The organism is Brevibacterium sp. MGP-B1 (assembly GCF_057766545.1).
This window is the reverse complement of the sequence record NZ_CM173407.1, coordinates 3577322-3602128: the sequence shown is the minus strand read 5'-3', so window position 1 is coordinate 3602128 and position 24807 is coordinate 3577322. Positions and strand designations below refer to the sequence as shown.

Sequence of the window (24807 nt, the reverse complement as noted above, 5' to 3'; positions counted from 1 at the left end):
CGATCTCGCCGCCTTTCACGTCGATGTGAATGCCTTGACTCTATTTTACTCCCAAGGAGAAGAAATGAATGTCACAATTCGATTACGAAAAGAATCTCTGCGAATTTGGGTGCGGTTTGATGTATTTTGATGATTCAGTTTCGCCGCAGCCGAGGTTCGGCGAGCCAGGCACCTACTCAGTCAGCAGGCCGGGCAGCTGGTCCATCGCGTTGAAGGTCTCGGCGGCACCCGCTGCCAACAGCGTTTCCGCGCTCTGATGAACCGGAGAATCCGGGCAGAACCCGAGCACACGGGATCCGGCCGCAGCGCCGGCGATCACGCCGGTGGGGGAATCTTCGATCACAGCCGCCTCGGCGGGGTCGATCTGCAAGGATTCGGCTGCTGCCAAATAGACGTCCGGGGCGGGCTTCGAGTTCGGCTGCTCCATGCCGGAGAAGATCCGACCCTCGAAGGCATCGAACAGGCCGATCTTGCGAAGCTGCAGTTCGATCTTCGGACGATCCGCTCCCGAAGCACAGGCGATCCTGCCCGGGTAGATCTCAGCGATGCGGTGAACGGCATCGACGACCCCCGGAATCGCTAAGAGGGACGCCTCGAGCTGGGCATTGCGCCGCCGCCGGAACTCCTGCATCCAGTGCTCGTCGATGCGGAATCCGGTGTGCTCCTCGATGACATCGGCCTCGTCGCGGAGCATCTTACCGACGAATCGCGCAATGCATTCCTCGGCGCTCAGCTGCCAACCGAGTTCCTGCAGCATCTGGTGGAGGACGCCGTTCGTGATGCTTTCGGAGTCGACGAGGACTCCGTCACAGTCGAAGAGGACAGCGGAGAATTTCGGAAGTGGGGCCATACTCTGATTCTGCCACCCGGCACTGACGCGGAATCACGGGCATCCACGCCGGCTCGTCCCTGAATCTCGCGGACCCGATACTGCCGCTGTCGCTCTGCGCCGAACGACACCGCCCCTGCTGCTCCAGCTCAGGAAACGAAGAGAGTCCCAATCACACCGCGCCGACCGACACCGCCGTATACAGCACCCGCGCGGTGGCGAGCGCGCAGACGATGATGACCAGCGCAAACAGCGTCAGCCAGGCACCGGCGGGCAAGGCCGAACCCTGCGCGAGGATGTAGGCATCGGACTGCTGCACATGGCGCCGGCGCGTGTGGACGCGGATGACCTTGACGAGGTCCTTGAGCGAACCGATCGTCAGCGCCGTGCCGAGCGCGGCGACGAAGACCGAGATCCACTCCAGCGGCAGGAACACGACGACGAGCTGGGCCGCGATCGCCGTGATCACGGCGATGACCGCGCCCGCGAGGTTCCGGATGAAGATGAGCGCGACCAACAGGATCAGCGCGCCCACAGACAGTGCCAAGGGGGCCCAACCGAAGACCGCCGAGGTGGCCAGGACGAGTCCGAGCACGCCCGGTGCCGGATATCCCCAGAAACCCGCCCATGTGGCGGAGAAGCCGACTCGGCCGAAGGAGTTCATCTGCCCCGAATGGTCGAAGTTCAGCGAGATCCCCTTGACCACGCGTCCCGTCATGAGCGCAGCGAATGCGTGGCCGAGCTCGTGGATGAAGGTCACGAACAGTCCGAAGAACCTCCAGATCCCCGGAGTCAGGGTCACGACCAGGGGCACTCCGATGACGAGCACGAGCCCGAGGACGTCGAGCTCGAGCCCGTCCTGCCGCCCGAAGCCCGAGGTGATGGCGTCCCACCACGTCGCCGTTGCCTGCTTGAAGTCCATAGCGGCCCAGTGTACGAACCGCTCCTGAGCGGGACCCTCAGGTCCTCCTCAGCGATTCGGGAGGTCGGGACTCCGACGACTCAGGCAGTCGGAGTGCCTATGGTTCGGGAGATCGGTCGCTTCGAAGGTTTGAAAAGCATCACCTAGTCGATTGCTCAAGTGACCTCATTGATTCGAGAACGCTGCATCGAACGAGGTCTCCGGTCGCTTCCACAGCAATTCGCGGATCCGGGCGACCGCTTCGGCGGCGCCGTGGAGACGGTCCATCCCAGCGTCCTCCCATTCGATGGAGATCGGACCGTCGTATCCGATCGAAGCGAGCGCCCGGAACGCGTCCTCCCAGTGCATATCGCCATGGCCGGTCGAGACGAAATCCCACCCTCGCCGAGGATCGCCCCAGGACAGATGAGAACCGAGGATTCCGCTTCTGCCGGTCGGCGGCCGCAGCCGGGTGTCTTTGCAATCGACGTGATAGATGCGATCGGCGAAATCCGTGATGAAGCCGACGGTGTCGATTCCCTGCCACAGCAGATGGCTGGGATCCCAGTTGAGACCGAACGCCTCGCGATGGTCGATCGCCTCCAACGCCCGGACTGTCGTCCAATAGTCATAGGCGATCTCCGAGGGATGGACCTCGTGGGCGAACCTGACCCCTTCACCGTCGAAGACGTCGAGGATCGGATTCCACCGATTCGCGAAGTCTTCATACCCCTCGTCGATGACCGACGCCGGAACAGGCGGGAACATCGCGACATAGGGCCATATCTTCGAACCGGTGAATCCGACGACCGTGTCGACTCCGAGACGCCGCGCCACACGGGCAGCGCGCTTCATGTCCTCGGCCGCTCTCTGCCGCACCCCCTCCGCCTCGCCGTCTCCCCACACGTACTCTCTGACGATCGCCTGATGCCGGAAGTCGATCGGATCATCGCAGACGGCTTGACCCGCGAGATGGTTCGATATCGCCCACGTCTTGAGCCCGTACCGATCGAGGACCTCGAGCCTCGACCTCAGATACGCGGGATCATCATCGGCCCGAACCAAGTCGAGATGGTCGCCGGAACAAGCGATCTCCAAGCCGTCATAGCCCCAGGAGGCGGCTAGCCGCGCCACCTCCTCGAACGGAAGATCGGCCCATTGCCCGGTGAAGAGAGTGACGGGATGAGGACTGTCGGTCATGGCTGCTCCTCTGCAGTGCCTGATGAGTGATCGCGCCCAGCTGGGTGGTCGAGTCTGGATGAGTTGTCGTGATCAGGTAAGTGGTCATCGTGGTGTGCTCCTGGCCGCGCCCGCTGCAGCGCGGTGAGAAACTCGGCGCTCGAACGCGCCAGTGCGTCCTGACTCTCTGCCAACGGCCGCCAGATCGAAGCAGCCACGGCAATTGTGTCGTTGTCACCGGTGAAGCTCTCCACCGTGAGCGGTCCGAGGTAGTCGATGTCGTCGAGTGCGTCGAAGAACGCCTCCCAATCCGTGTGATCGCCGCCCACCGGCCCACGGTCGTTGCCGCAGACCTGTACGACTCGACAATGCTGCCCGGCGGCTCGGATCGCAGCGGCCGGGGAACGTTCCTCGATATTGAGGTGGTAACTGTCCAGGGCGATGCCGACACCGTCTCCCAGCAGGGGCTCCAATGCATCGAGCCCCTGCTCGACGGTGTTGATGAGGCTCGTCTCGTAGCGGTTGAGAGGCTCCACTGCGATCGTCACGCCCCTTTCAGCCGCGAACGCAGCCACAGGGCGCAGAGCCTCCCGAAGTGTCCGAACCACAACTGTCCGTTCCCCGTTGTCCATCCGCCACACCCGGCCGGTCGCTGCCGTGAACGGTCCGGCCACGGTGGGCGAACCGACCTGGACGGCCACCTCGACGCAGTGACGCAGGTAGTCCTGTGTATCCGGCCGGAACCTCGGGTCGATGAGGTCCCGACCTGGCCCCATCGCCCCGACGATCCGCGCGCCCAGACCGAACTCGGCCACCGCCTCGGCGGCGGCACCGGGGTCCCAGTCCCCCGGCACCTCCACCGGAAGTTCGAGCAGGTCGAATCCGAAATCGCGGGCACGGCCGGCGAACTCACCGAGGCGGTCGGTCGTCAGCGGCGACGCCCACACCCAGGTGTTGATCCCGATCTCACGTGTCATGATCCGACTCGTCTCTCACGGATCAGGGAATGACCCTGTCCTGCCACACCTCAGGGAATCCGGACAGGTCCTCGCCGCCGAACTTCGCATAGTGCCCATCGGGCATTCCCTTGTTCCGATCGAGGTACTCATCGAGGTCCTCGGCCGTGACCGGGCTCTGCGGCAGCACCCATTCGGTCGGAACCTCTTCACCGTTGAAGATCATCTCGGCGGCGAGCAGAGGTGTCCGCCACTGGAAGTTCGAGTAAACGGGGGCCAGTGCCGTCATGTCCGTGTCCTTCCATTTGCGCAGGAAGCTGAGCTCGTCCTCGCCGGTCATGACGGGGTAGTCCTTCCCAGCGTCCTCGAAGGCTTCGACCGCGGAGACGGCACCATCGCCGGCGTCCATCCACACGCCCTGGACGTCGCCCTTGGCGAGTTCATCGGAGACGACCTTCTTGATCTCGGCAGGGTCTCCCTCGGTGAAGTAGTCAACGACCTCGATATCGGCTTCGCCGAAGAGCTTCTCAGCTGCCGCCCACCGCTGTTCGAGCACATCGACGCCGGGCAGAATCCGCAGTGCGACGACCTTGTCTCCCTTCTCCAGGTTGTCGATGAGGAACTGTGAGGTGTCAATGCCCCATGCGAAGCCGCCGATCGGATGGATGAAGGTCACCGCGCAATCGGTTTCCACACCTCGGTCGAAGACGATGACGGGTTTGTCGGTCTTGCAGGCGCGTTCAACGGCAGGGGTGATCGCCGAGGTCGAGTTCGGCGAGATGATGAAGCCGTCGCAGTCGCCTTCCGAGATGAAGTAGTCGATGTCGGCGATCTGGGTGTCGTCGTTGTCCTGTGCGTCGCGGGTCTCCATCTCGGTGATGACACCGTTCTTCTTGAGATCCTTCAGCTGTTCGTTCATGGTGATCCAGCCGGTCTGCCGCCAGGGGTTCGAGATCGAAGCATTGGCGAAGCACATCTTCTTCCCGCCCTCGGATTTGAATTCCGAGGTGTTGCCCATCTCGGGATTGATCATCTGCAGGTACGGCTTGTCCTCGGGCCCATCGGGGACGACGTCACGTTCTTCGAACTGACGATCGTAGAGCTTCTGATCGAACCACTCCTCAGAGGAGTCTTCGCCGCCGCCCTCCCCGCCGCCGGGTTCCACCGTGGGGTCGGTTGTGCACCCGGCCAAAGCGATGAGCGCGGAGGCACCGACCAGCGCGACCGCCGTCCTCAGCACTGGTTTCAGTCCTGTTCTCATGATGGTTTCTCCTCTGTCATTGCCGTACGGCACCATCGCCGCCGGCCGGTGGGGTCGACGGAGTGGTCTCCGCCGAGGTGGTCAATGTGTTCGTCGAGGCCGGGGCCCGACCGCGTCTGCGTCGTCGGGCGAAGACCACTCCCGAATAGGCGACTGCGGCGATGATGATCGCGCCTTGGATCGCATCGCGCATGGTTGCAGGAACCGTGGTGAAGTTCAGCAGAGTGAAGAGGGCTTCTAAGGTGAATGCACCTGTGAGAGCGCCGAGGACAGTGCCTCGGCCTCCGCCGAGGACCACTCCGCCGAGGACGACGGCAGTGATCGCTGTGAATTCGTAGCCCTGCCCGACCGAGGGATGCACTCCGGCGAAACCGACCAGCAGCACGCCGGCGACTGTGGCCGACAGCGACGAAAGCACGAAAGCCGAGGTCTTGGTCCACCACACCCGAGTGCCCGCGAAGGTCGCTGCCGCCGAATTGTCTCCGATCGCGACCAGAGTCCGACCGAAGGGACGACGCGAAAGCCACACTGCCAGAACAATCACAGCCGCCAGGATGAGCACCGCATAGGGAATGAAATCGATGAGCGGAATGTCTTCGATCCCGCCCCGGCCGATCTGTCGGAAGTTCTCAGCAGGATTGCTCGTCGCCACGCCTCCGGTCCACCACATGATCGCACCGTGGATGATGAGCATGGTGCCCAAGGTGACGATGAAGGAGGGCACGCGCAGCAGCGTCGTGGCCAATCCGTTGACGAGACCAACGAGGATGCCGATCCCGATGAGAACGAAGAGCACTGGCCCGGTTTTCGACTCATCGACTCCCACGAGATGGCCGACGGTCATCACCTGAGCTGTGACGACGGCTCCCATCGACAGGTCGAATTCACCGCTGACGATGACGAAGTACTGTCCGATCGCCACGATGGCGATGGGTGCGACCCGTTGGATGAATCGCATCAGCGATCCGGGCTCGGCGAAGCTCGGGTTGAGCACGACGATGGCCAGGAGGATGACGATGAGGAGGACCACGACGATCCCCTTCGGATCGAGTGCCCGCCGTCCCAGTTCGGCAATCCGTTCCCCGACACCGAGGCGGCCCCGCCCCGACCGTGAAAGCGCGGATTGTGCTTGCGCAGACTGTGGGTGCGCAGTTGAGGAGATCACGCCTTGCTCCCCTCTCCGGTGGCGGCCGCCCTCTCGCCGAGGTTGTCAGTCCGTGGAGTCTCGATGCCGGCGCGGTTCCCGGTGGCGATGTTCGGACCCTGCGATGCGTGGGCGAACCTGATGCGGCGGGCGATGATCCTGCGCCGCGCGTAGAGTGCGACGGCGACGATGATGACGAGCCCGCGGATGACGTCCTTGAGGAAGGGATTGAACTGCATGACGCTCATGAGGTTGTCGAGGACTGCGAAGATCGCGACTCCGCCGATGGTTCCCGAGATCGATCCTCGCCCACCCATGAGGACTGTGCCGCCGAGCACGACCGCGGCGATGGACAGCAGATCATAGGTTCCCTGTGAGCCGACGGTCGGACTGCCGACTCCCAGCCGACTGGCCAACAGCAGCCCCGCAAATCCTGCACAGACCGAACTGCCGATATGCGCCCCGATGATCGGCAGGCGTTCGCGGACTCCCGAGAGGCGAGCGACCTCAGCATTGCCTCCCGCAGCAAAGAGGTGGTGGCCGAAGGTCGTGCGGACGAGGATGAACGCAACGAGAGCGGCCAAGGCCAGCATGACGATCGTCGAAATCGGGACTGGACCGATGCCCGAGGCGCCGAAGAGCTGGAACGACCAGGGAACTTCGCCCTCGGTGCCCTGATAGTTCGTGTCCAAGTAACCCTTGAGCATCAACCCGGCTCCAAGGGTGGCGACGAAGCCGTGGATCTTGAGCACCGAGACGAAGAGTCCGTTGGCCAGCCCGATGAGTGCCGTGATGGCCACGGTGAGCAGCACTGCGGGGATTACCATCCCGTCTCTGCCGTCCATGGTCTGGGCAGCGACCAGGCTCGCCAGGCTCATGACGTAGGGGACTGACAAGTCGAGGGAGGCGCCGAGGATGACGAGCGTCTGTCCGATCGCCACGAAACCGAGCACGCTCATACCGGTGAGGATGTCGCGGATGTTTCCGGGACTGAAGAGATTGCGACCGGTTGTGGAGACGAGGATCGCAGCGACGATGAGCACGATGGCCAAGGCGATATAGACTAGAGCGGTGGTGTCGAGACGACGCAGTCGAGTTCTCAATGTTCTGTCACCACCTGGGCTTCGGTTCCGGTCGCCATCGACAGAACCTCCTCTTCACTCGAACCGGGAGGAAGCTCTCCGGCGATCCGCCCATCGGCCATCACCAGGATCCTGTCGGCCAACCCCAAGACCTCCGGAAGCTCACTCGACACGAGGATGATGCCCACTCCGCGGCGCGCCAGGCTTCTGATCAGTCGGTAGACGGCGACCTTGGCTCCGACGTCGATCCCGCGGGTCGGTTCGTCGAGGAGTACGATCCGGGGTGAGGTCGCCAGCCATTTCGCAAGGACGACCTTCTGCTGGTTGCCTCCGGACAGTGCCCGCACTTCCTGGTCGAGTCCCCGGCTGATGATTTCGAGCGATTCGAGTATCGCCGGGACTTCCGACTTCACCCGGGCAGTTCTCGACGGAAACACCGCACGAATGGCCAACAGCGCGTTGTCTGCGATCGATTGGGACAGCGCGAGACCTGTGCCCTTGCGATCTTCGGTGACCAGAGCCAGGCCCTGGCGGACACCCTGCCGTGCGGAACTGATCCGCCCGGTCTTTCCGGACAGTCGAACCGTGCCTCGTGTGAACGGCTGTGTGCCGAAGAGCGCTTCGAGCAGTTCGGTCCGGCCTGAACCTTGGAGACCGGAGACGCCGAGGATCTCCCCTTCACGCAGTTTGAGCTCGATGTCCTCAAGCTGTTCGTTTCCTCCGCCATTCACCTCCAGCAACGATTCTCCGATCGTCGTTCCCGCTTCGGGGTCCGGGAAGAAGGCGCTGATGGGTCGACCGACCATGGCCCGCACAAGGCTCGCATGATCGAACTCGTCTCGTGGTCTGCCGGCCACCAGGGAACCGTCCTTCAACACCGTGATCTCATCGCAGAGGTCGAAGATCTCCTGAAGTCGATGTGACACGTAGATGATCGCGACACCTTTGGCTTTGAGAGTGTCGATGACGCGATAGAGAACAGCCACCTCGTTGTCCGACAGCGCTGCGGTGGGTTCATCCATCGAGATGACCTTCGCATCGACAGACAGTGCTTTGATGATCTCGATGATCTGCTGTTCGGGCACCGTCAGCCAGCCGACTTTCGCTTCGGGGGTGATTCCGGTGACGTCGAGCTCGTCGAGGAGCTCTTGGGTCCGCCGCTTCGTCGCAGCGACATCGACGATTCCCCACTTGTGCGGTTCGCGTCCGAGGAAGACATTCTGGGCGACGGTGCGGTCCGGCAGCAGGTTGAACTCCTGGAACACGGTGGCGACTCCGGCTCGTTCGGCCTCGACCGGATGAGTGAAGTCGACGAGCTCGCCGTTGATCCGCAGGTCTCCGGAATCCGGCTGGTGGACGCCGGCGATGATCTTCATCAGAGTGGATTTTCCTGCTCCGTTCTCACCGACGAGACCGTGGACGGTGCCGGAGTGTACTTCCAGCGATACACCATGCAGAACTTCGACTCCGAAGAAGCCTTTCGTGATCCCGGTGGCCGAGAGCACCGGCTGGACCGACCCTGTTGTACTCATATCTGCGCTCTCACGGTGATCACGGCGACTCGACCTCGACCCACGAGCGCTGTTCGGCAGACTTCAGGACGGCTTCGGTGATGAGCAGGGCGCGCAGACCATCGGACAGCATGGGCACTCCTTCTCTCTGCTCGCCGGCGAAGAGCGCATAGGAGTCGGCGACGAAGGCATTGAACGCATCCTGGTATCCCTGTGGATGCCCGGCCGGGACCATGCACAGACGCGCGGCATCGGCGGACAGGGAGTCGGGGTCGCGGACGAGAAGCCGGCTGTCTGCACGCTGACCGAACCACAGCTGCTCGGGCCGCTCCTGCTCGAAGCGCATGCTCGCCTCGGTGCCGGCGATCTCCATTGTCAGCCCGTTCTTGCGTCCGGGAGCCAGCTGTGACACCAGCAGCGAACCGATGGCGCCGCCGGAGAACTCGACGGTCACGGCCACGGTGTCCTCCGTGGTCACTGCGGTGCCGCCTCGGCGAGGGTGAACGGTTCTCGTGGTCGCCACCAGGGACGATATCCGGTCGTCGACGATGAACTCGATGAGGTCGACGAGGTGGGAGCCGATATCGGCAAACGCCCGCGAGGGGCCGCCGCGCTCAGTCTCGACGCGCCAGTTCTCGTCGCCGGAGCCGAGCAGCCAGTCCTGCAGGTATCCGGCGTCAACGGTCAGCAGCGTGCCGGCCTGACCCTCGCGGAAGCGCGCACGGGCCTCGCGCACCATCGGGTGGTAGCGGTAGACGAATGGAACTGTCCCAAGCAGACCCGCCTCGTCGGCGCGGGCCAACACGGCACGCGCAGCGGCCGAATCAGTGGCCAGGGGCTTCTCGCAGATGATGTTCGATCCCGCGTCGAGAGCCTGCAGGGACTGTGCCGCGTGGACATCGTTGGGAGTGCAGATGTGGATCGCGTCGAGCGATCGCTCAAACAACTCGGCGCCCGACGCCGGCCGGCCGAATCGCAATTCGGCGGCGGCCTCGGCGCTTCTCGATGGGCTGGAGGCCGCGACGCTGTCGAGTACGGCTCCGGCAGACCGTGCAGCCCGACTGTGGACGCGCCCCATGAACCCGCCGCCGAGGAGGCCGATTCGAGGGACCTGCGAAATCGCATGAGCAACATTGGCCATGCACCATTATGTTGTGCGCATCACCCCTTTTGTCAATGCTTTTTCAAAAGCATTCAACTAGTCACTCGGAAGTCGCAATGTGGTTTACTGAATGGATGACATTGTCGACCGATCCGCACACTTTCGACCTGTCCCATGCGGGCGGGCTGTTTCAGCTGCTGCGTGACAGTCGACCGCGGACTCGTGCGGAACTGGTTCGCTCGACAGGCCTGTCTCGCCCGACAGTGGCGCACCGGATCGAACAGCTGCTGGGCCTGGGACTCATCGCCCCGGTCGATGATGCGGTCTCCACCGGCGGTCGGCCGAGCTCGCAGTTCGCTTTCAATCCGCGGGCCCGCGTCGTCGTCGCTGCTGATTTCGGGGCCTCACATGCGCGGATCGCGGTGACGAACCTGGCCGGTGAGCTGCTCGCCGATCATCGCGCCAAGCGAGCCATCTCCACTGGCCCCGAGGACGCCGTCGACTGGATGACCACCACTGCCCTCCAGCTGCTCGAGCAGACCGGGCGCAGCATCGGCGAGGTCGTCGGAATCGGAATCGGTCTGCCCGGTCCCGTCGAGTTCTCAACCGGCAGGCCGATCAATCCTCCGATCATGCCCGGCTGGGATCGCTTCGATCTCCCCGGAGCGCTGAAGATGACCTTCTCGGCGCCGGTCCTCGTCGACAATGACGTCAACATCATGGCATTGGGCGAACAGACTGCGGCCTGGCCCGACGCCTCGGACCTGATCTTCGTCAAGGTCGCCACGGGTATCGGGGCCGGAATCATCTCCGGCGGCTCCCTGCGCCGTGGCTCGCACGGTGCGGCAGGCGATATCGGGCATGTTGCGCTCTCCCGAGCTGCGGACATCCCCTGCGCGTGCGGCAACCGCGGATGCCTCGAAGCAGTCGCCTCCGGACGAGCGATCGCGCGGGACCTGACGAAGTCCGGGTTTCCCGCCGCTACGCCCGACGATGTCGTCCGTCTCGCCAAAGACGGGGACCTGCAGGCCATTCAGGCCGTCCGCCAAGCCGGACGCGACCTCGGCGAGGTGCTCACCACATGTGTGAGCCTGATGAATCCGGCACTCATCCTCATCGGCGGGACCATGGCGCAGGCCGCGGAACACCTGGTCGCAGGGGTAAGGGAGGTCGTCTACGCACGGTCGATTCCGCTGTCGACCGAGCACCTCACGATCGCACCTTCGCGTGCGGCCGGAGACGCCGCAATCCTCGGCGCGGCTCATCTGGCCATTGATGCAGCACTGTCGCCCGAGCGGATCTCCGCCGCCCTCCGCAGCTGACACCCCCGCGCCGCCGGGGGCCAATCCACCGACGCTCCGGCCTGGGCCTTTACACTGTGAGAAGCGCCCGCGCAATCCCCCGCTCGCAGCGTGGTCCGCAACTCGCGAAGGAGTGTCATTGTCACAGCACCGTCGTTTCGCCCAGGTCGATGTCTTCTCTGCCGTGCCCTTCCACGGCAACCCCGTAGCGGTCATCGTCGACGCCGATGGCCTCGATGAGGAGCAGATGGCCCGCATCGCGAACTGGACGAACCTGTCCGAAACCACCTTCGTCCTCCCGCCCGACAACCCCGCAGCCGACTACCGGTTGCGCATTTTCACCCCGCACCGAGAACTGCCCTTCGCCGGCCACCCCACGCTCGGTTCGGCCGCGGCCTGGCTCGACGCCGGCGGCGCCCCGAAGCACGAGGACCGTATCGTCCAGGAGTGCGGTGCCGGCCTCGTCGACATCCGCAGATCCCCTCGCCGAGGCGGCCCGACCAGCCCGACCGACCCGACCGGCGGGTCCTCCGAGACCCTCGCCTTCGCCGCCCCCGATCGCCTGCGCTCGGGACCGCTCGACGACGCGTACGTCGACCAGATCGCAACCGCCCTCGGCGTCGATCGTGCCGAGATCCTCGGCCACCAGTGGGCCGACAACGGCCCCGGTTGGGCGGCCGTGCGACTGTCCAGCGCCGACCAGGTGCTCGCGCTCACCCCCGACTTCTCGGCCATCCCCGATGCGAAGCTCGGCGTCCTGGGCGCCCACCCGGAAGGGTCAGAGCACGAGTATGAGATCCGGGCCTTCGTGCCCGGAGTCGGTGTCGCCGAGGATCCGGTGACCGGCAGCCTCAACGCCTCCGTCGCCCAATGGCTCATCGGTGAGAACCTGGCTCCGAACAGCTATACCGCGACCCAGGGGACCGCGCTCGGCCGCTCCGGAGTCGTCTCCATCACCGCCGAGGACGACGAGATCTGGGTCGGCGGAGACACGTCCATCTGCATCCGCGGGACGGTGCACACATGAATCGACATCTCACTGAAGTGAACAAACCGAAGAAACGACTGCGCATCTTCCACGGCCGCATGTACTTCGCCCTCCAGGCCCTCGCCGGAGCGGCATGGTGGCTGGGCACCGCGATGATTCCCGGGGTGGCGGACGCGACGCTCGGCGGCATCGACCCGCTGCTCATCGCGATCGTCGACATTCCGCTCTTCGTCATCGGTTCGGCCCTGGCCGCGCTCAACTTCCGCTGGGCGGTGTGGATCGCCACCGGGTGGACCGTGCTCGTGGCGCTGGGCATGGTCGTCTATGCGACCGCCACCACCGAGGCGGGGCTCGGTGCCGTCCTCATGATCCTCGCCGCGCTCGGCAGCCTCCTTGCCGGTGTGCTCATGATCGTCGGCCGCATCCCGTCCGAGAAGCTCCTGGTCGGACCCTTCGCGTTCCACAGTTCGCACACCCGCATCCGGTCCCGCCTGCTGGTGCGGACCACCATCCAGATCGTCGTGTTCTGGGGCGTGTTCCTCATCATCATCCCGGTCATCATCAATGCCTTCGAAGACCGCTGGAACCTCGCCTACAAGTTCCCGATCCTCCTGGTCGTCGTCGGCTTCGCCCTGCTCGCCATCTCCAGCGTCATCGGCGTCTGGTCGGCCCGAGCGATCGCGAACTTCGGCTCCGGCACCCCGCTGCCCTCGCAGATGGCCCACCACCTCGTCGCCCGCGGCCCCTACGCCTTCGTCCGCAATCCGATGGCCATCGCCGGCGTCGTCCAAGGCATGGCCATGGGCCTGCTCATCGGTTCGTGGCTCGTCGTCGTGTACGCGCTCATCGGCTCACTGCTGTGGAACTGGCTCATCCGCCCCCACGAGGAGACCGACCTGATCGAGCGCTTCGGCAACGAATACCGCGACTACGCCAAGCGCGTGCACTGCTGGTGGCCGACCTTCTCGACCGCCGAAACCGCTCCCGACCTTGTCGACGAGGACTGATCGGCCTACGCTCGGTCAAGACCATCCACTCACCGAGGAGGCCGCATGGTCACGTTCACCACTGAACTCCTGAAACTCGGCAACAACGTCGGCATCGAAGTTCCCGAGGACATCGTCCTCGGCTTCGGCGTGGGCAAGCGGGTCCCGGTCATCGTCACGATCGAAGGCTATTCCTATCCCTCCACGACCGCGGTGATGGGTGGGAAGTACCTGCTCCCGCTCGCCAAGGAACACCGGGAGAAGATCGGCGTCGCCGGCGGCGAGACCCACGAGGTGACGCTGACACACGACACCTCGAACCGGGAGACCCCGGTTCCCGATTCCCTCGCCGAGGCGCTCGCCGCCGCCGGTGTCCGCGCGGCTTTCGATGCGCTCGCACCGTCGAAGCGCAAGGAGCATGTGCGGCAGGTGACCTCGGCGAAGGCCGAGGAGACCCGCGATCGCCGGATCAAGAAGATCGTCGACTCGCTCGGCTGATCACCCTGCGTCGTGCAGGGTCACCGCATAGCCGTCGGGATCGGCGAAGGCGAAGGTCAGCCCGAAGGGGCTGGGAGCGGGCGCCCGGAGGATCTCCACCCCCGCCTCGGCGAGGGAATCATGCAGTGCCTGCGCATCATCGCACCTCAGCCACAGTGCCACCCCGTTGCCCGGACGGTCACCGGAGTCGAGGTCGACGCCGGGCAGCGGCTCGCGCACGGCGAAGGGGATCGGCGAAGTCGTGAAGACGACCGCTCCGGGAGGGGCAGCCGGGGCACGGGTGAGGCCGAGCCGCGATTCGTAGAACAGTGCGGCCGCTTCCACGTCTCGGACCTGCAAGGCGATGAAGTCCGGACCGCTCACTGAGCCGACCGGCTGTGCGGTGCCTGCCTCCACGCCGTCCGACTCCGGATTGACCGATTCAGCGCTGGTTGACGCATTCATGATGAACTCCTTCTCTTCCGGGACCCCGCCACCCGACGTGGATCCCACGACCATTCGATGTCAGCATCCTGACATCGATGACGATATGTCAGAATACTTACATGAGTCAAGAGAAGGATGCTGAAGACGTCGCTGGGGCAGACAGCCTCGAGTCGCTGCTCGGCTATCAGCTCAAGCATCTGCAGTCGGCGCTGCGGTCGACAATGGACGAGACGCTGCGGCCGTTGGAGCTGACCACCCCGCAGTACAACTGCCTCGAGCAGCTGCGCCGGAGGCCGGGAGCGTCGAATTCCGAGCTCGCGCGCGGCGCCTTCGTCACCCGGCAGACGATGAATACGCTGCTGCGCGGACTGCAGGAACGGGGACTGATCACGAGGCCGGCCACGGCCGAATCCGGTCGCATCCTGCCCACACGCCTCACCTCGGCGGGCGTCGAGGTGCTCGATCAGGCCGTCTCCCGCGTCGAGGCGGTCTCCGCTCGAATGGTCTCACCGCTCGATGATGAGACCCGGACGATGGTCACCGAGGCGCTCGGCCGGTGCATCGCGGCCCTCGAAGAAGCCGAGGACGGCTGAGGGCCGGGAGATCGAGCGGTCACCGAAAGGGCGACCGGAGAGCCAGCGGACAACTCGGCACCGGGACAGACGAGATCGGACCTACACCGGCGCGAGCCCCTTGTTTGATTCCCTCCTCCTCGACCGTTTCGGCCATGCGGCCAGGCAGCACAGGCCGAGGAGCGCGCCGATGCCGGCGCCGAGGGTGTTCGTGACGAGATCGCTGAGCGTGGCGAAGCGGGACTGAGTGAGCACGGTGCCTTGGAAGATCTCGATGGCGGCGCTGAAACCCGCGCCGAAGAGGAATCCGAGCCACCACCGTCGGCGCCCGAAGTGCAGGGCCGCGAGGAAGCCGAAGGGAATGAACATCGCCACATTGCCGAGCTTCTCGACCCGTTCATAGGTCAGCCACGCAGTCTCCCGGTGAGCGGCGAAGAGGTCGAGCGCGTGCCCGATGAGAGTGTCCGGGCCGGTGCCCATCTGCTGCGGGGTCAGCGTGATGGCGGCGATGAAGAGGGTGTAGAGGACGAGAAGGGCCAGCGGCGCACCGACTGTGCGCTGATCACGATCGGTCATCACCGACCAACATACGACCGAATCCTGGGCACATCCTCAGATGCGGATATGACCCTGCTCACCGGGCCCCAGGATCTCTCACCGGACCTCATGGTCGACGGGGACTCTGTCCATCCTCGGCGGCCAGATCCTCATGACGATGAGTCCGACCACAGCTCCGATGCCGGCACCGAGGCTGTTCGTCACGAGATCGCTGATCGTGGCGAAGCGCGTGGGAGAGAGCAGGGTCGCCTGAGTTCCCTCGATGAGGCACGTGAAAGCGATGCCCGCGACCCAGCCGACCCACCACCGGCTGCGGCCGCACTGGAGGGCCACAAGCAGGCCGAAGGGAATGAACATTCCGACGTTCGCGAGCTTCTCGAGGATGTCAAAGCTGATCCATGCGGTCACCCGGTGGGAGGCGAGGAACTCGAGCAGTCCTGCGATGAACGAGCCGGGGCCGGTGTCCAGCTGATTCGGCGTGAGCGTGACGAGGCCGATGAAGACCGTGTAGAGGATGAGCAGCGCCAGGGGCACCGTCCGCAGCTGTCGCCTCGTGCCCGTCATCACTCCCCTGTCCCTCGACCTCCAGACGCTCGACCCGGTCTCATTGTGCCCGCCTGCGGCATGAGGGTCGAGGGATTCCCGCACAGATTGCGGGAATCACCCCGACCATTGCGGTCTCACGCCCGGGATTCAGACGAGGTGAATCGGACGAGGCGGATCAGGCGACGGCCTCGACGTCATCGAAGCTCGCGGTGTCGATGACGACGCGGAACTGCACGTCTCCGGCCACGACTCGGTCGTAGGCGGCGTCCGCCTCGGTGACGGGGATCGTCTCGATCTTCGCGGCGCTGCCGTGTTCGGCGCAGAAGTCGAGCATTTCCTGGGTCTCGGCGATGCCGCCGATGTTCGATCCGGCGATGGCCTTGGCCCCGCCGATCACGGCACCGAAGGAGAACTCCTGCTTCTCCGGCGGCAGACCGACGACGGCCATGACCCCGCGCGGCCCCAGCAGTCGCAGGTATCGGTTGACGGGGATATCGGCACTGATCGTGTTGAGGATGAGGTCGAACTCGCCGGCATGGTCGGAGAAGAAGTTCTCGTCGGTTGTGGCGAGCATCCGCTTCGCACCGAGTTCCAGCGCCGCGGCTTCCTTCTTCAGCGTGCGGGACAGAACGGTGACCTCGGCGCCCATGGCCGCGGCGATCTGCACGCCCATGTGTCCGAGTCCGCCGAGTCCGAGCACGGCGACCTGCTTCGGAGCTCCGTTCTTCTTCTCACCGGCGCCCCAGCGGTTGAGCGGTGCATAGGTGGTGATGCCCGCGCACAGCAGCGGGGCGGCGACGTCGAAGTCGAGCGCATCGGGGATCCGGCAGACGAAGCCCTCGTTGACGACGACCTTCTGCGCGTATCCGCCCTGGGTGATCGTGCCGTCGACGTCTTCGACGTTGTACGTGCCGACGTTGCCGTTCAGGCAGTTCTGCTCCTGCCCGGCCCGGCATTCCTCGCACTCGCCGCACGAGTTCACCATGCAGCCCACGCCCACGCGGTCGCCGACCTTCCAATCGGTGACATCGGAACCGACGGCCTCGACGACGCCGGCGATCTCGTGGCCGACGGTGAGCGGGAAGTGCGCCTCGCCCCATTCGTTGCGGATGGTGTGGATGTCGCTGTGGCAGATGCCTGCGGCCTTGATGTCGATGACGACGTCATCGGGTCGGGGATCCCGGCGTTCGATGGTGGCCACGCGGAACGGCTGATCTGCTCCCGTCTTCTGCAGTGCCTTGACGCTGATGCTCATGTGATCTCCTTGGACTTGCGTATCCGTTGCTGGGCCACATCGTCCAGCGCTTGCGGCTCGCAGTCTATTCCATGCACATGGACTTATTCTTCGCGCCCCTTGCCGCCGCGCCGACGATCACCTTATTATCTAAGCATGTACGCAGATACTAAGAAATGCACTTTCGATGCGGAGAGCCAGTCCGCCGATCTCGCCGCCGAGGTATTCACTCTCCTCTCCGATGCCACTCGGGTGCGGATCATCCTGGCGCTGCGCGACGGCGAGAAGTCGGTCAATGACCTCGCCGAGGCGGTCGGAAAGTCCCCGACGGTCGTGTCCCAGCATCTCGCCAAGCTCCGCTGGGGCAAGATCGTCGCTGCCCGCCCCGAAGGCAACCGCGCGTTCTACACCCTCATCGACGAACACGCCCGCGAACTCGTCGCCCATGCGGTGTTCCAAGCTCAGCACGTCGTCTCCGGCGCGCCCGCCCACCATCGCAGCCCAGACGGCACGGTGACCGCCGACGTGCCGTCCTCGACGACGGCAGAGGTCGACGGAGGCGACCGGTGAGCACCGACAGCCGAGTCTCGGCGCCCACCGATTCGGCCACCCCCGGCACGGACCTGCTCTCCCGCATCGATCGCGGGGATCTCGTCCGGGCCCTCGCCGTCGCCGCCTGCGCCGTCGCGGTCGCCCTCGGTGTCACCGGGCCATGGCCGGCCGTGCCCGTCATCGCGGTCGTCGGCATCGTCCTCGGCTGCTGGCCGATCGCCGTCGAAGCCGCCGAGGATGTCATCCACCGCCGGATGAGCATGGAGGCGTCGATGCTCATCGCGATCGTCACGGCCGCTGCGATCGGCGAATGGACGACAGCCCTGGTCATCACCGCGTTCGTCCTCGCGGCCGAGATCCTCGAGGATCTGTCGATGGACCGCGGCCGCGATGCCCTCACCGATCTCATGTCGTTCCTGCCCGAAATCGTGCAGGTCCGCAGGAGCGGATCCGTCCTCGCCGTGCCCCTCGCCGAGGTGGTCGTCGGCGACACCGTCGTCATCGTTCCCGGCGAACGCGTCCCTGTCGACGGTCGGATCCTGCTCGGCACCTCGTCACTCGACCAGTCCCGCATCACCGGCGAACCTCTGCCCGTCGACGTCGCGGCTGGGGACGAGACCTTCGCCGGGTCTGTCAATCAGGTCGGTGCTCTCGAAGTCCGTGCGGAACGCGTCGGCGCCGAATCCTCGTTCGGGCGCATCATCTCGGCCGTCGAGGAGGCTCAGTCGTCCGAACCCCCTGCCCAGCGCCTGGCCGATCGGTTGGCGGCCTGGCTGGTCGGCTTCGCACTCATCGGAGCGGTTGTCACCTACCTCTTCACTCGCGACCTCACCGCGACGATCTCCGTGGTCGTGGTCGCCGGCGCCTGCGGAATCGCCGCCGGCACACCTCTGGCGGTCCTCGCCGCAATCGCCCGGATCGCCCGTTCCGGGGCGTTCGTCAAGGACGGGGCTCATCTCGAGGCGCTGTCGTCGATCGACACTGTCGTCTTCGACAAGACCGGCACTCTGACCACAGGGGCACCGGCCGTTGTCAGCATCAGCGTCCCGGACAGTGACGCGATACCCCGTTTCGACGTCGAGACGGTCCTCTCACTCGCCGCCACAGCCGAGTCGTACTCCGAGCATCCGCTCGGCAGGGCCATCGTCGCCCATGCACTCGATCACGGTCTCACACCCGGATCCGCGGAGGATTTCGCCTACCGACCCGGCCACGGCGTGACGGCGATCGTCGACGGGCACACGGTCTCCGTCGGCAGCACCAGACTCGTCCCCGATGCGCCGACCGGTGCCTCAGCTGACGATCCCACGGCGACTGAGATCCATGTCTCCGTCGATGGTGCCTATGCCGGTACGATCCACATCGCCGATGCGGTCCGAGAGTCCGCGGTCGACGCCGTCGCACAGCTGGCACGGATGGGGCTGAAGACGATGATGATCACCGGCGACCGTCCCGAGACGGCTCGCGCCGTCGCCGCTCGCATCGGCATCGACGATGTCAGGGCGGGTCTCCTTCCCGAGGAGAAGCTCGCGGCTGTCGATGCCGAACGTGCCGCCGGGGCCTCGATCACGATGGTCGGCGACGGTGTCAACGACGCTCCGGCACTCGCCCGCGCGGATGTCGGCATCGCGATGGGATCGGGCACCGATCTCGCCCGCGAATCGGCCGACGTCGTGCTCATCAGCTCCGACCTCGGCGATCTCGTCCGCACGGTCAGCGTCGCCCGCCGAGCCCGCCGCATCGTCATGGTCAATTTCATCGGAACGATCGCGATCGACCTCATCGGCATGGGCCTCGCGGCTTTCGGGCTGCTCAGTCCCGTCGCTGCCGCCTTCATCCACGTCGGCAGCGAGACCGCGTTCATCCTCAACTCGGCGCGACTCATTCCCGGCGGAACGACCGGGCGACGACGCTGAACAGGGGCGCTCTCAGTCCTTGATCGCCCGCTCACCGATGCTCAGGTCGAGGGGGAAGTCGACGGGGGCATCCCCGAAGAGCAATCGACCCGCCGAGGCGGCCGCCGCCCTGATCTCGTCCGCCGCCTGATCGGCCTGCTGCGCCGGGGCATGGACGATGACCTCGTCGTGGAGGAAGAAGACGAGGTGGGCACGGCGGGAGAAGACCGACCCCGAGGCGGGGGCCGGTGCCGCACCGATCTCCGGCAGCTCGGCCAGGCGCAGCCGCAGGTCGGCCAGCCAGGCCAGCGCCCATTCGGCCGCTGTGCCCTGAACGACGAAGTTGCGGGTGAATCGTCCCTGGTCGCCAGCGGCCCGCCTGGCCCGCTGCTCATCGGCACCGGTGGCGTCGAAGCGGTTCGCCGCCCTCTGCAGTCTCTGCCACCCCTCGCCAGGAGGTGGGGAGGTCCGGCCCAACCAGGTGGACACGACTCCTCCCTGTCGGCCCGCCTCGGCGGCGGAATCGACGAGGTGCATGGCGGCGGGGAAATTCTGCCGCAGACGCGGCACCAGGGCTCCGGCCTCCCCGGTCGTCGATCCGTACATCGCCCCGAGCACGGCGATCTTCGCCTCCTGCCGGGTAGCTACGACACCGGCGTCGACGAGTCCGGAGTAGAGATCGCGGCCGAATCCGGCCTCGGCCATCGCCCGGTCTCCGGACATGGCGGCGAGCGCCCGGGGTTCGAGCTGGGCGACATCGGCGGAGACGAGCCGCCATCCCTCGTCGGCACGCAGGGCCGGACGCAGCTGCCGCGGGATCTGCAGGGCCCCTCCCCCGCTGGCCGCCCACCTGCCGGTGACGACCCCGCCGGGCACGTACACGGGTCGGTACCGTCCGTCATCAACCCATTCGTCGAGCCAGTGCCAGCCGTTGGCCGACAGCAGTCGGGCCATCTTCTTGTACTCGAGCAGGGGCGCGATCGCCGGATGCTCGCTCGTCTGCAGCTCCCATTTCGAGGTCGAGGCGACGTTGATGCCGGCATTGCGCAGCGACGCAAGCAGCCGGTTCGGCGAATCGAGGTTGACCCGCGGATCCTCAAGGGCATCGCGGACCTCCTCGGCCTTGGCCAGCATCTTCTGGGGCTTCCCGTCGCGGATCGGCCGGGGACCGAGCAGTTCGGTCAGTATCCGATCATGTTCGGCTTCGTCCCAGGGCACGCCTGCCGCGCGCATCTCCGCGGCGACGAGTCCTCCCGCCGATTCGGCGGCGAGCAGCAGCCGCAGTCGGCCCGGATCGCCTGCGGTCTCGATCGCCGCGGTCTGACGGGCATATTCGGCCAGGGCCGCCTCGAGATCGTGCGGAACCTGTGGGATGAATCCGCGCCCGGCATCGACGTCGAACAGAGCGGCCGCCTGTTCGGGTGCGGCGGCGTCGGCGGGCGCGGCGTCCCATTCGGAGGCGACGCGCACCGCCTCCGGTGCGGTGACGAGCTCGGAGCGGGCAAGGATCGCATGAGCCAAGCGCAGATCGTGGCAGCGCTCGAGGCCGACCCCGGCCGCGAGCAGCGGGGGGCACCATTTCGCGGTGTCGCTGAGGACCCAGCGGGGGCGGGCCCCGCCCGGTTCGCTCGGATCTCCCCCGGCTCCGCCCTCACGGTCACGGACGACCTCGAGCAGGGCCTCCTCGGCGAGGTCGATCCGACCGATCTCCTCACCCGCGCTGTCGAGGTCGACGATCCCGATCCGCTGCCCCTCGAACCCGGTTCCGGGCACGGCTCCGAGCACGCAGGCGGCAGGCCGCTGAGCGGGGGCGGAGGTCATGGATCCAGCCTACGCCGCGGGCTCGCTCGGACGGTCTTCCGATCGCTCGTCCGCACCGTGACTGCCCGCCTGTCCGCAGCCTGAACCCGACCGCCTGCGGCGAACGTGATCCTGGTAACGTCGAGAGCGAACTCCGGGTGCCGAACTCCGCTCGAAAGGTCAGACACACAACATGGACGTTGTCTCCTCCCTCACCTCCGCTCTGCCGGCCGAAGCCGTCATCACCGATCCCGATTCGATGGACGCCTACCGCTGGGACCGTGCGAACGACCCCGATGCCGGGGTTCCTGCCGCCGTGGTCCGGGTGAGAACCACCGAGGAGGTGCAGACGGTGGTGCGCATCGCCGCCGAGGCGAAGGTCCCGATCGTGCCCCGCGGCGCCGGATCCGGCCTGTCGGGCGGCAGCTCCGCGATCGCCGGCGGAATCGTGCTGTCCCTGGACAAGATGCGCGAGATCAGCATCGATCCCGTCACCCGCATGGCCACGGTCCAGCCGGGCGCCTTCAATGCCGAGGTCAAGGCCGCCGCGGCCGAACACGGTCTGTGGTACCCGCCGGACCCCTCGTCCTTCGAGTTCTGCTCCATCGGCGGCAACATCGCCACGAACGCCGGCGGCCTGTGCTGCGTGAAATACGGTGTGACCACGGACTATGTCCTCGGCATGACCGTCGTCCTCGCCGATGGACGGGCGGTCAAGCTCGGCGGACCTCGGCTCAAGGACGTCGCCGGTCTGCCGCTGACGAAGCTGTTCGTCGGTTCCGAGGGGACCTTGGGCGTGATCACCGAGGTGACCCTGCGGCTCATTCCCGCCCAGCTGCCCCCGACGACCGTCGTCGCGATGTTCCCGAAGCTCGCCGATGCCACGAACGCCGTGCTCGAGATCGCGAAGGCCATGCGTCCCTCGATGCTCGAGTTCATGGACAGACCGTCGATCAACGCCGTCGAGGATGAGCTGAAGATGGGCCTCGACCGTGAGGCCGAGGGCATGCTCGTCATCCAGTCCGATGAGCCCGGCGAGCACTGCACTGTGCAGGCGAAGATCATCGAGGAGATCTGCAACAGCAACTCTGCCTCCGAGTGCTATCTCACTGCCGACCCCGACGAGGGCGAAGCCTTCGTCACGGCCCGCCGGATCGCGATCCCGGCCGTCGAGAAGAAGGGGGCGCTGCTGCTCGAGGATGTCGGGGTTCCGCTGCCGAAGCTCGGCGACCTGGTCCTCGGCATCGAGAAGATCGCGGCCGAACGCGGCGTGACGATCGCCGTCATCGCGCACGCCGGCGACGGCAACACGCATCCGCTGCTCGTCCTCGATCCCAAGGATGAGGAGCAGCAGAAGCGCGCGCAGATCGCCTACGGCGAGGTCATGGACCTGGCCACGGGGCTGGGCGGGACGATCACCGGTGAGCACGGCGTCGGCCGACTCAAGGCACCGTGGCTCGCGCCCTACCTCGGCGAGGACGTCATGGAGCTCAACCACCGGATCAAACAGGCCCTCGATCCTGACAACATCTTCAACCCGGGATCGGTCTACACCGGACTCGTCTGAGGCTCCGGCCGTCGGGACCGGCTCGGTTGGTTCGGGACCGCCTCGGCGGGCCGGACTGGGGTCACAGCCGCCTCGGCGGAGGGGATTCGTGGAAGAATTCTGCACAGCTGTCGAATCGGCGTCGATTCGATCGTCTTCTCTGTGAGCGACCGAAATCCGGCCGCCGCACACAGAACGGAGCGAACCATGCGCTATTCACTGATCTTCCACGCACCCGAGCCCGCAGCCGACGGCCCCGCCCCCACCGAAGAGGACTTCCAGGAGATGATGCGCCTCATGGACGACTTCGGCCAGGCGCTGACCTCGGCCGGGGTCTTCGTCGCCTGGGAGATGCTCGCACCCCACTCCGAGACGAAGACCGTGACCCGGCGGACCGGAGAGGTCGTCATCGAGGATGGGCCCTTCGCCGCGGCGAAAGAGGCCCTGGCCGGGGTCGTCGTCATCGACGTTCCCGACATCGAGGCGGCCCTGGCCTGGGCCGAGAAGTTCCCCGGCACGAGCTACGGCACCATCGAGGTCCGACCCGCGGCGACCTCGTACGTCGACGGCACCTGGTCCCGACCGGGCGACGAGCCGACCCGACCCGGCGACTGCCCGACCCGCCCGGACGGCTCCTCCTGATCGCTCGCCGATGACCGAATCCGCAGAGTCCGCTGATCCTGCCGATCGCGCGATGATCCTGTCCCAGGGCGGCTGGGGCAGGATCATCGCGCTCATCGCGGCCGCCGACGGTGATATCTCCGGCGCCGAGGATGCTCTTTCCAGCGCCCTCGAACGGGCCGTCACCGCGTGGCGGGCCCCCGGTCCCCCTTCCAATCCCGAGGGCTGGCTCTACCGGGTGGCGCTCAATGCCCGCCGGGACGTGTGGAGATCGGCGGCGGCACGGACCTCGATAGCCCTCGACGAGGAGACGATCGACCGCATCGAGAGCCGCTCCGACCCCGGTCCCGCTTTCGGCACCGATCCCGCCGACCACGATCCTGACGCTCTGCCCGACCGCCGGCTCGAACTCCTCGCCGCCTGCGCCCATCCGGACATCGAGCCTCCCACCCGGCCGCTGCTCATGCTCTCGGCGGTGATGGGGATGACGGCAAAACAGATCGCGGCGGCCATGGCCCTGCCCGCCGCCACCGTCTCTGCCCGTCTGGCCAGGGCGAAGAAGCGCGTCGCCGGTCTCGGTGTCGCCTTCGGCAGTCCCGACCGTCTCGACCTCGAGTCCCGTCTGCCCGATGTGCACGAGACGATCTACGGGGCATTCGCCATCGAATGGATTCAGGCGGCCGCGCAACCACGGGAGGGCATGATCGGCGAGGCCCTGTACCTGTCCCGCCTCGTGGCCGAACTCTGCCCCGGCGACGGCGAATCCCACGGACTGGCCGCCCTCATCCACCTCTCCGCCGCCCGATTCCCCGCTCGTCGCAGCGGCGACGGACGATTCGTCCCCCTGACCGACCAAGACCCGGACCGCTGGGACGGAACACTCACCGAGGCGGGCGAGCGCCACCTCGTCGAGGTCCACCGCTGCGGACACGTCGGCCGATTCGGGCTCGAGGCGGCCATCCAACTCCTCCATATGGCCGGAATTCGCACCGGATCCACGGACTGGCCGATGCTGCTGCGCATCCACGACGACCTCGATCGAATCGCCCCGAGCCTCGGCGGTGCGGTCTCCCGGGCGGCCGTCCTCGCCGAAGTCGACGGCCCCGAGGCGGGACTGGCTGCCCTTGACGCGCTGGGCTTCGACCCGGACGGCCAAGACGATAAGCGCGTCTCCGCCTTCCAACCTGCCTGGGTGCTGCGCGCTCATCTGCTCACCCGCCTCGGCCGCACTGACGAGGCGACCACCGCCCGTCGGCGGACCCTCGACCTGACCACCGACCCGGCCGAACGCGACTACCTCTCGGTAGGACTCACCTGAG

24 protein-coding genes are annotated in these 24807 nt (G+C 66.1%); 10 read left to right on the top strand and 14 right to left on the bottom strand.

Annotation, left to right across the window (positions count from 1 at the left end):
- Window positions 1-172: 172 nt before the first annotated feature.
- The 9 genes from AC3CD9_RS16410 to AC3CD9_RS16370 form a co-directional block, all read right to left on the bottom strand.
- Window positions 173-850: an HAD family hydrolase gene (locus AC3CD9_RS16410; RefSeq protein ID WP_488365037.1), complete on the bottom strand. Its 678-nt coding sequence runs from the start codon at window positions 848-850 to the stop codon at window positions 173-175.
- Window positions 851-1001: 151 nt separating this feature from the next.
- Window positions 1002-1751, bottom strand: coding sequence for a M50 family metallopeptidase (locus tag AC3CD9_RS16405; RefSeq protein WP_488365036.1), 750 nt, complete (start codon window positions 1749-1751; stop codon window positions 1002-1004).
- Between the two features lie 165 nt (window positions 1752-1916).
- A complete protein-coding gene (locus AC3CD9_RS16400) occupies window positions 1917-2930 on the bottom strand; it encodes a sugar phosphate isomerase/epimerase family protein (protein ID WP_488365035.1) in 1014 nt (337 codons plus the stop codon).
- Window positions 2927-3886 (bottom strand): sugar phosphate isomerase/epimerase family protein, encoded by a 960-nt coding sequence (locus AC3CD9_RS16395; RefSeq protein WP_488365034.1) that lies wholly within the window; start codon window positions 3884-3886, stop codon window positions 2927-2929. The genes AC3CD9_RS16400 and AC3CD9_RS16395 overlap by 4 nt, the downstream gene beginning before the upstream one ends.
- Before the next feature lie 22 nt (window positions 3887-3908).
- Window positions 3909-5126, bottom strand: coding sequence for a substrate-binding domain-containing protein (locus AC3CD9_RS16390; protein ID WP_488365033.1), 1218 nt, complete (start codon window positions 5124-5126; stop codon window positions 3909-3911).
- A 16-nt stretch (window positions 5127-5142) separates the two neighbouring features.
- The gene (locus AC3CD9_RS16385) at window positions 5143-6288 is read right to left on the bottom strand and encodes an ABC transporter permease (RefSeq protein ID WP_488367568.1); all 1146 of its coding nucleotides are present in this window, start codon (window positions 6286-6288) and stop codon (window positions 5143-5145) included.
- Window positions 6288-7373, bottom strand: a complete 1086-nt coding sequence (locus tag AC3CD9_RS16380) for an ABC transporter permease (RefSeq protein ID WP_488365031.1) — start codon at window positions 7371-7373, stop codon at window positions 6288-6290. Before AC3CD9_RS16380 ends, AC3CD9_RS16385 begins: the two co-directional genes overlap by 1 nt.
- Window positions 7370-8884: a sugar ABC transporter ATP-binding protein gene (locus AC3CD9_RS16375; RefSeq protein WP_488365030.1), complete on the bottom strand. Its 1515-nt coding sequence runs from the start codon at window positions 8882-8884 to the stop codon at window positions 7370-7372. Before AC3CD9_RS16375 ends, AC3CD9_RS16380 begins: the two co-directional genes overlap by 4 nt.
- Window positions 8885-8903: 19 nt before the next feature.
- A complete protein-coding gene (locus AC3CD9_RS16370) occupies window positions 8904-10004 on the bottom strand; it encodes a Gfo/Idh/MocA family protein (protein WP_488365029.1) in 1101 nt (366 codons plus the stop codon).
- 95 nt (window positions 10005-10099) lie between these two features.
- Here AC3CD9_RS16370 and AC3CD9_RS16365 point away from each other — a divergent pair, with 95 nt between their 5' ends.
- The 4 genes from AC3CD9_RS16365 (at window position 10100) to AC3CD9_RS16350 (ending at window position 13738) form a co-directional block, all read left to right on the top strand.
- Window positions 10100-11287, top strand: coding sequence for an ROK family transcriptional regulator (locus AC3CD9_RS16365; protein WP_488365028.1), 1188 nt, complete (start codon window positions 10100-10102; stop codon window positions 11285-11287).
- Window positions 11288-11405: 118 nt separating this feature from the next.
- The gene (locus AC3CD9_RS16360; RefSeq protein ID WP_488365026.1) at window positions 11406-12293 is read left to right on the top strand and encodes a PhzF family phenazine biosynthesis protein; all 888 of its coding nucleotides are present in this window, start codon (window positions 11406-11408) and stop codon (window positions 12291-12293) included.
- Window positions 12290-13261, top strand: coding sequence for a methyltransferase family protein (locus AC3CD9_RS16355; RefSeq protein WP_488365024.1), 972 nt, complete (start codon window positions 12290-12292; stop codon window positions 13259-13261). Before AC3CD9_RS16360 ends, AC3CD9_RS16355 begins: the two co-directional genes overlap by 4 nt.
- A 45-nt stretch (window positions 13262-13306) precedes the next feature.
- On the top strand, window positions 13307-13738 hold the full coding sequence (locus AC3CD9_RS16350) for a YdeI/OmpD-associated family protein (RefSeq protein WP_446656476.1): 432 nt from the start codon (window positions 13307-13309) through the stop codon (window positions 13736-13738).
- On the opposite strand, the gene AC3CD9_RS16345 is transcribed toward AC3CD9_RS16350, so the two are convergent.
- Window positions 13739-14182, bottom strand: coding sequence for a VOC family protein (locus AC3CD9_RS16345; RefSeq protein ID WP_488365022.1), 444 nt, complete (start codon window positions 14180-14182; stop codon window positions 13739-13741).
- 101 nt (window positions 14183-14283) lie between these two features.
- Here AC3CD9_RS16345 and AC3CD9_RS16340 point away from each other — a divergent pair, with 101 nt between their 5' ends.
- On the top strand, window positions 14284-14757 hold the full coding sequence (locus tag AC3CD9_RS16340) for a MarR family winged helix-turn-helix transcriptional regulator (protein WP_488365021.1): 474 nt from the start codon (window positions 14284-14286) through the stop codon (window positions 14755-14757).
- A gap of 81 nt (window positions 14758-14838) precedes the next feature.
- Here the strand turns inward: AC3CD9_RS16340 and AC3CD9_RS16335 are convergent, their stop codons facing one another.
- The 3 genes from AC3CD9_RS16335 to AC3CD9_RS16325 all read right to left on the bottom strand — a co-directional run bounded on the left by AC3CD9_RS16335 (window position 14839) and on the right by AC3CD9_RS16325 (window position 17095).
- Window positions 14839-15312 carry a VanZ family protein gene (locus AC3CD9_RS16335; protein WP_488365020.1) on the bottom strand — a complete coding sequence of 158 codons (474 nt, stop codon included), beginning with the start codon at window positions 15310-15312 and terminating at the stop codon, window positions 14839-14841.
- Window positions 15313-15390: 78 nt separating this feature from the next.
- Entirely contained in the window at window positions 15391-15858 is a 468-nt protein-coding gene (locus AC3CD9_RS16330) for a VanZ family protein (protein WP_488365018.1), read from the bottom strand.
- A gap of 157 nt (window positions 15859-16015) precedes the next feature.
- Window positions 16016-17095 (bottom strand): NAD(P)-dependent alcohol dehydrogenase, encoded by a 1080-nt coding sequence (locus tag AC3CD9_RS16325; protein WP_488365017.1) that lies wholly within the window; start codon window positions 17093-17095, stop codon window positions 16016-16018.
- A gap of 135 nt (window positions 17096-17230) precedes the next feature.
- On the opposite strand from AC3CD9_RS16325, the gene AC3CD9_RS16320 reads away from it, so the two are divergent.
- Complete coding sequence (locus AC3CD9_RS16320; RefSeq protein WP_488365016.1) at window positions 17231-17644, top strand: ArsR/SmtB family transcription factor; 414 nt, start codon at window positions 17231-17233, stop codon at window positions 17642-17644.
- Complete coding sequence (locus AC3CD9_RS16315; RefSeq protein ID WP_488365015.1) at window positions 17641-19542, top strand: heavy metal translocating P-type ATPase; 1902 nt, start codon at window positions 17641-17643, stop codon at window positions 19540-19542. Before AC3CD9_RS16320 ends, AC3CD9_RS16315 begins: the two co-directional genes overlap by 4 nt.
- A 12-nt stretch (window positions 19543-19554) precedes the next feature.
- Here AC3CD9_RS16315 and AC3CD9_RS16310 read toward each other — a convergent pair whose 3' ends face one another.
- Window positions 19555-21342, bottom strand: a complete 1788-nt coding sequence (locus AC3CD9_RS16310; protein ID WP_488365014.1) for a bifunctional 3'-5' exonuclease/DNA polymerase — start codon at window positions 21340-21342, stop codon at window positions 19555-19557.
- A 172-nt stretch (window positions 21343-21514) separates the two neighbouring features.
- Between AC3CD9_RS16310 and AC3CD9_RS16305 the strand changes: the two genes are divergently transcribed.
- The 3 genes from AC3CD9_RS16305 to AC3CD9_RS16295 all read left to right on the top strand — a co-directional run bounded on the left by AC3CD9_RS16305 (window position 21515) and on the right by AC3CD9_RS16295 (window position 24806).
- The gene (locus AC3CD9_RS16305) at window positions 21515-22888 is read left to right on the top strand and encodes an FAD-binding oxidoreductase (protein ID WP_488365013.1); all 1374 of its coding nucleotides are present in this window, start codon (window positions 21515-21517) and stop codon (window positions 22886-22888) included.
- Between the two features lie 186 nt (window positions 22889-23074).
- The gene (locus tag AC3CD9_RS16300) at window positions 23075-23509 is read left to right on the top strand and encodes a YciI family protein (protein ID WP_488365012.1); all 435 of its coding nucleotides are present in this window, start codon (window positions 23075-23077) and stop codon (window positions 23507-23509) included.
- Window positions 23510-23519: 10 nt separating this feature from the next.
- Complete coding sequence (locus AC3CD9_RS16295) at window positions 23520-24806, top strand: RNA polymerase sigma factor (protein WP_488365011.1); 1287 nt, start codon at window positions 23520-23522, stop codon at window positions 24804-24806.
- The last annotated feature ends 1 nt before the right edge of the window (window position 24807 follow it).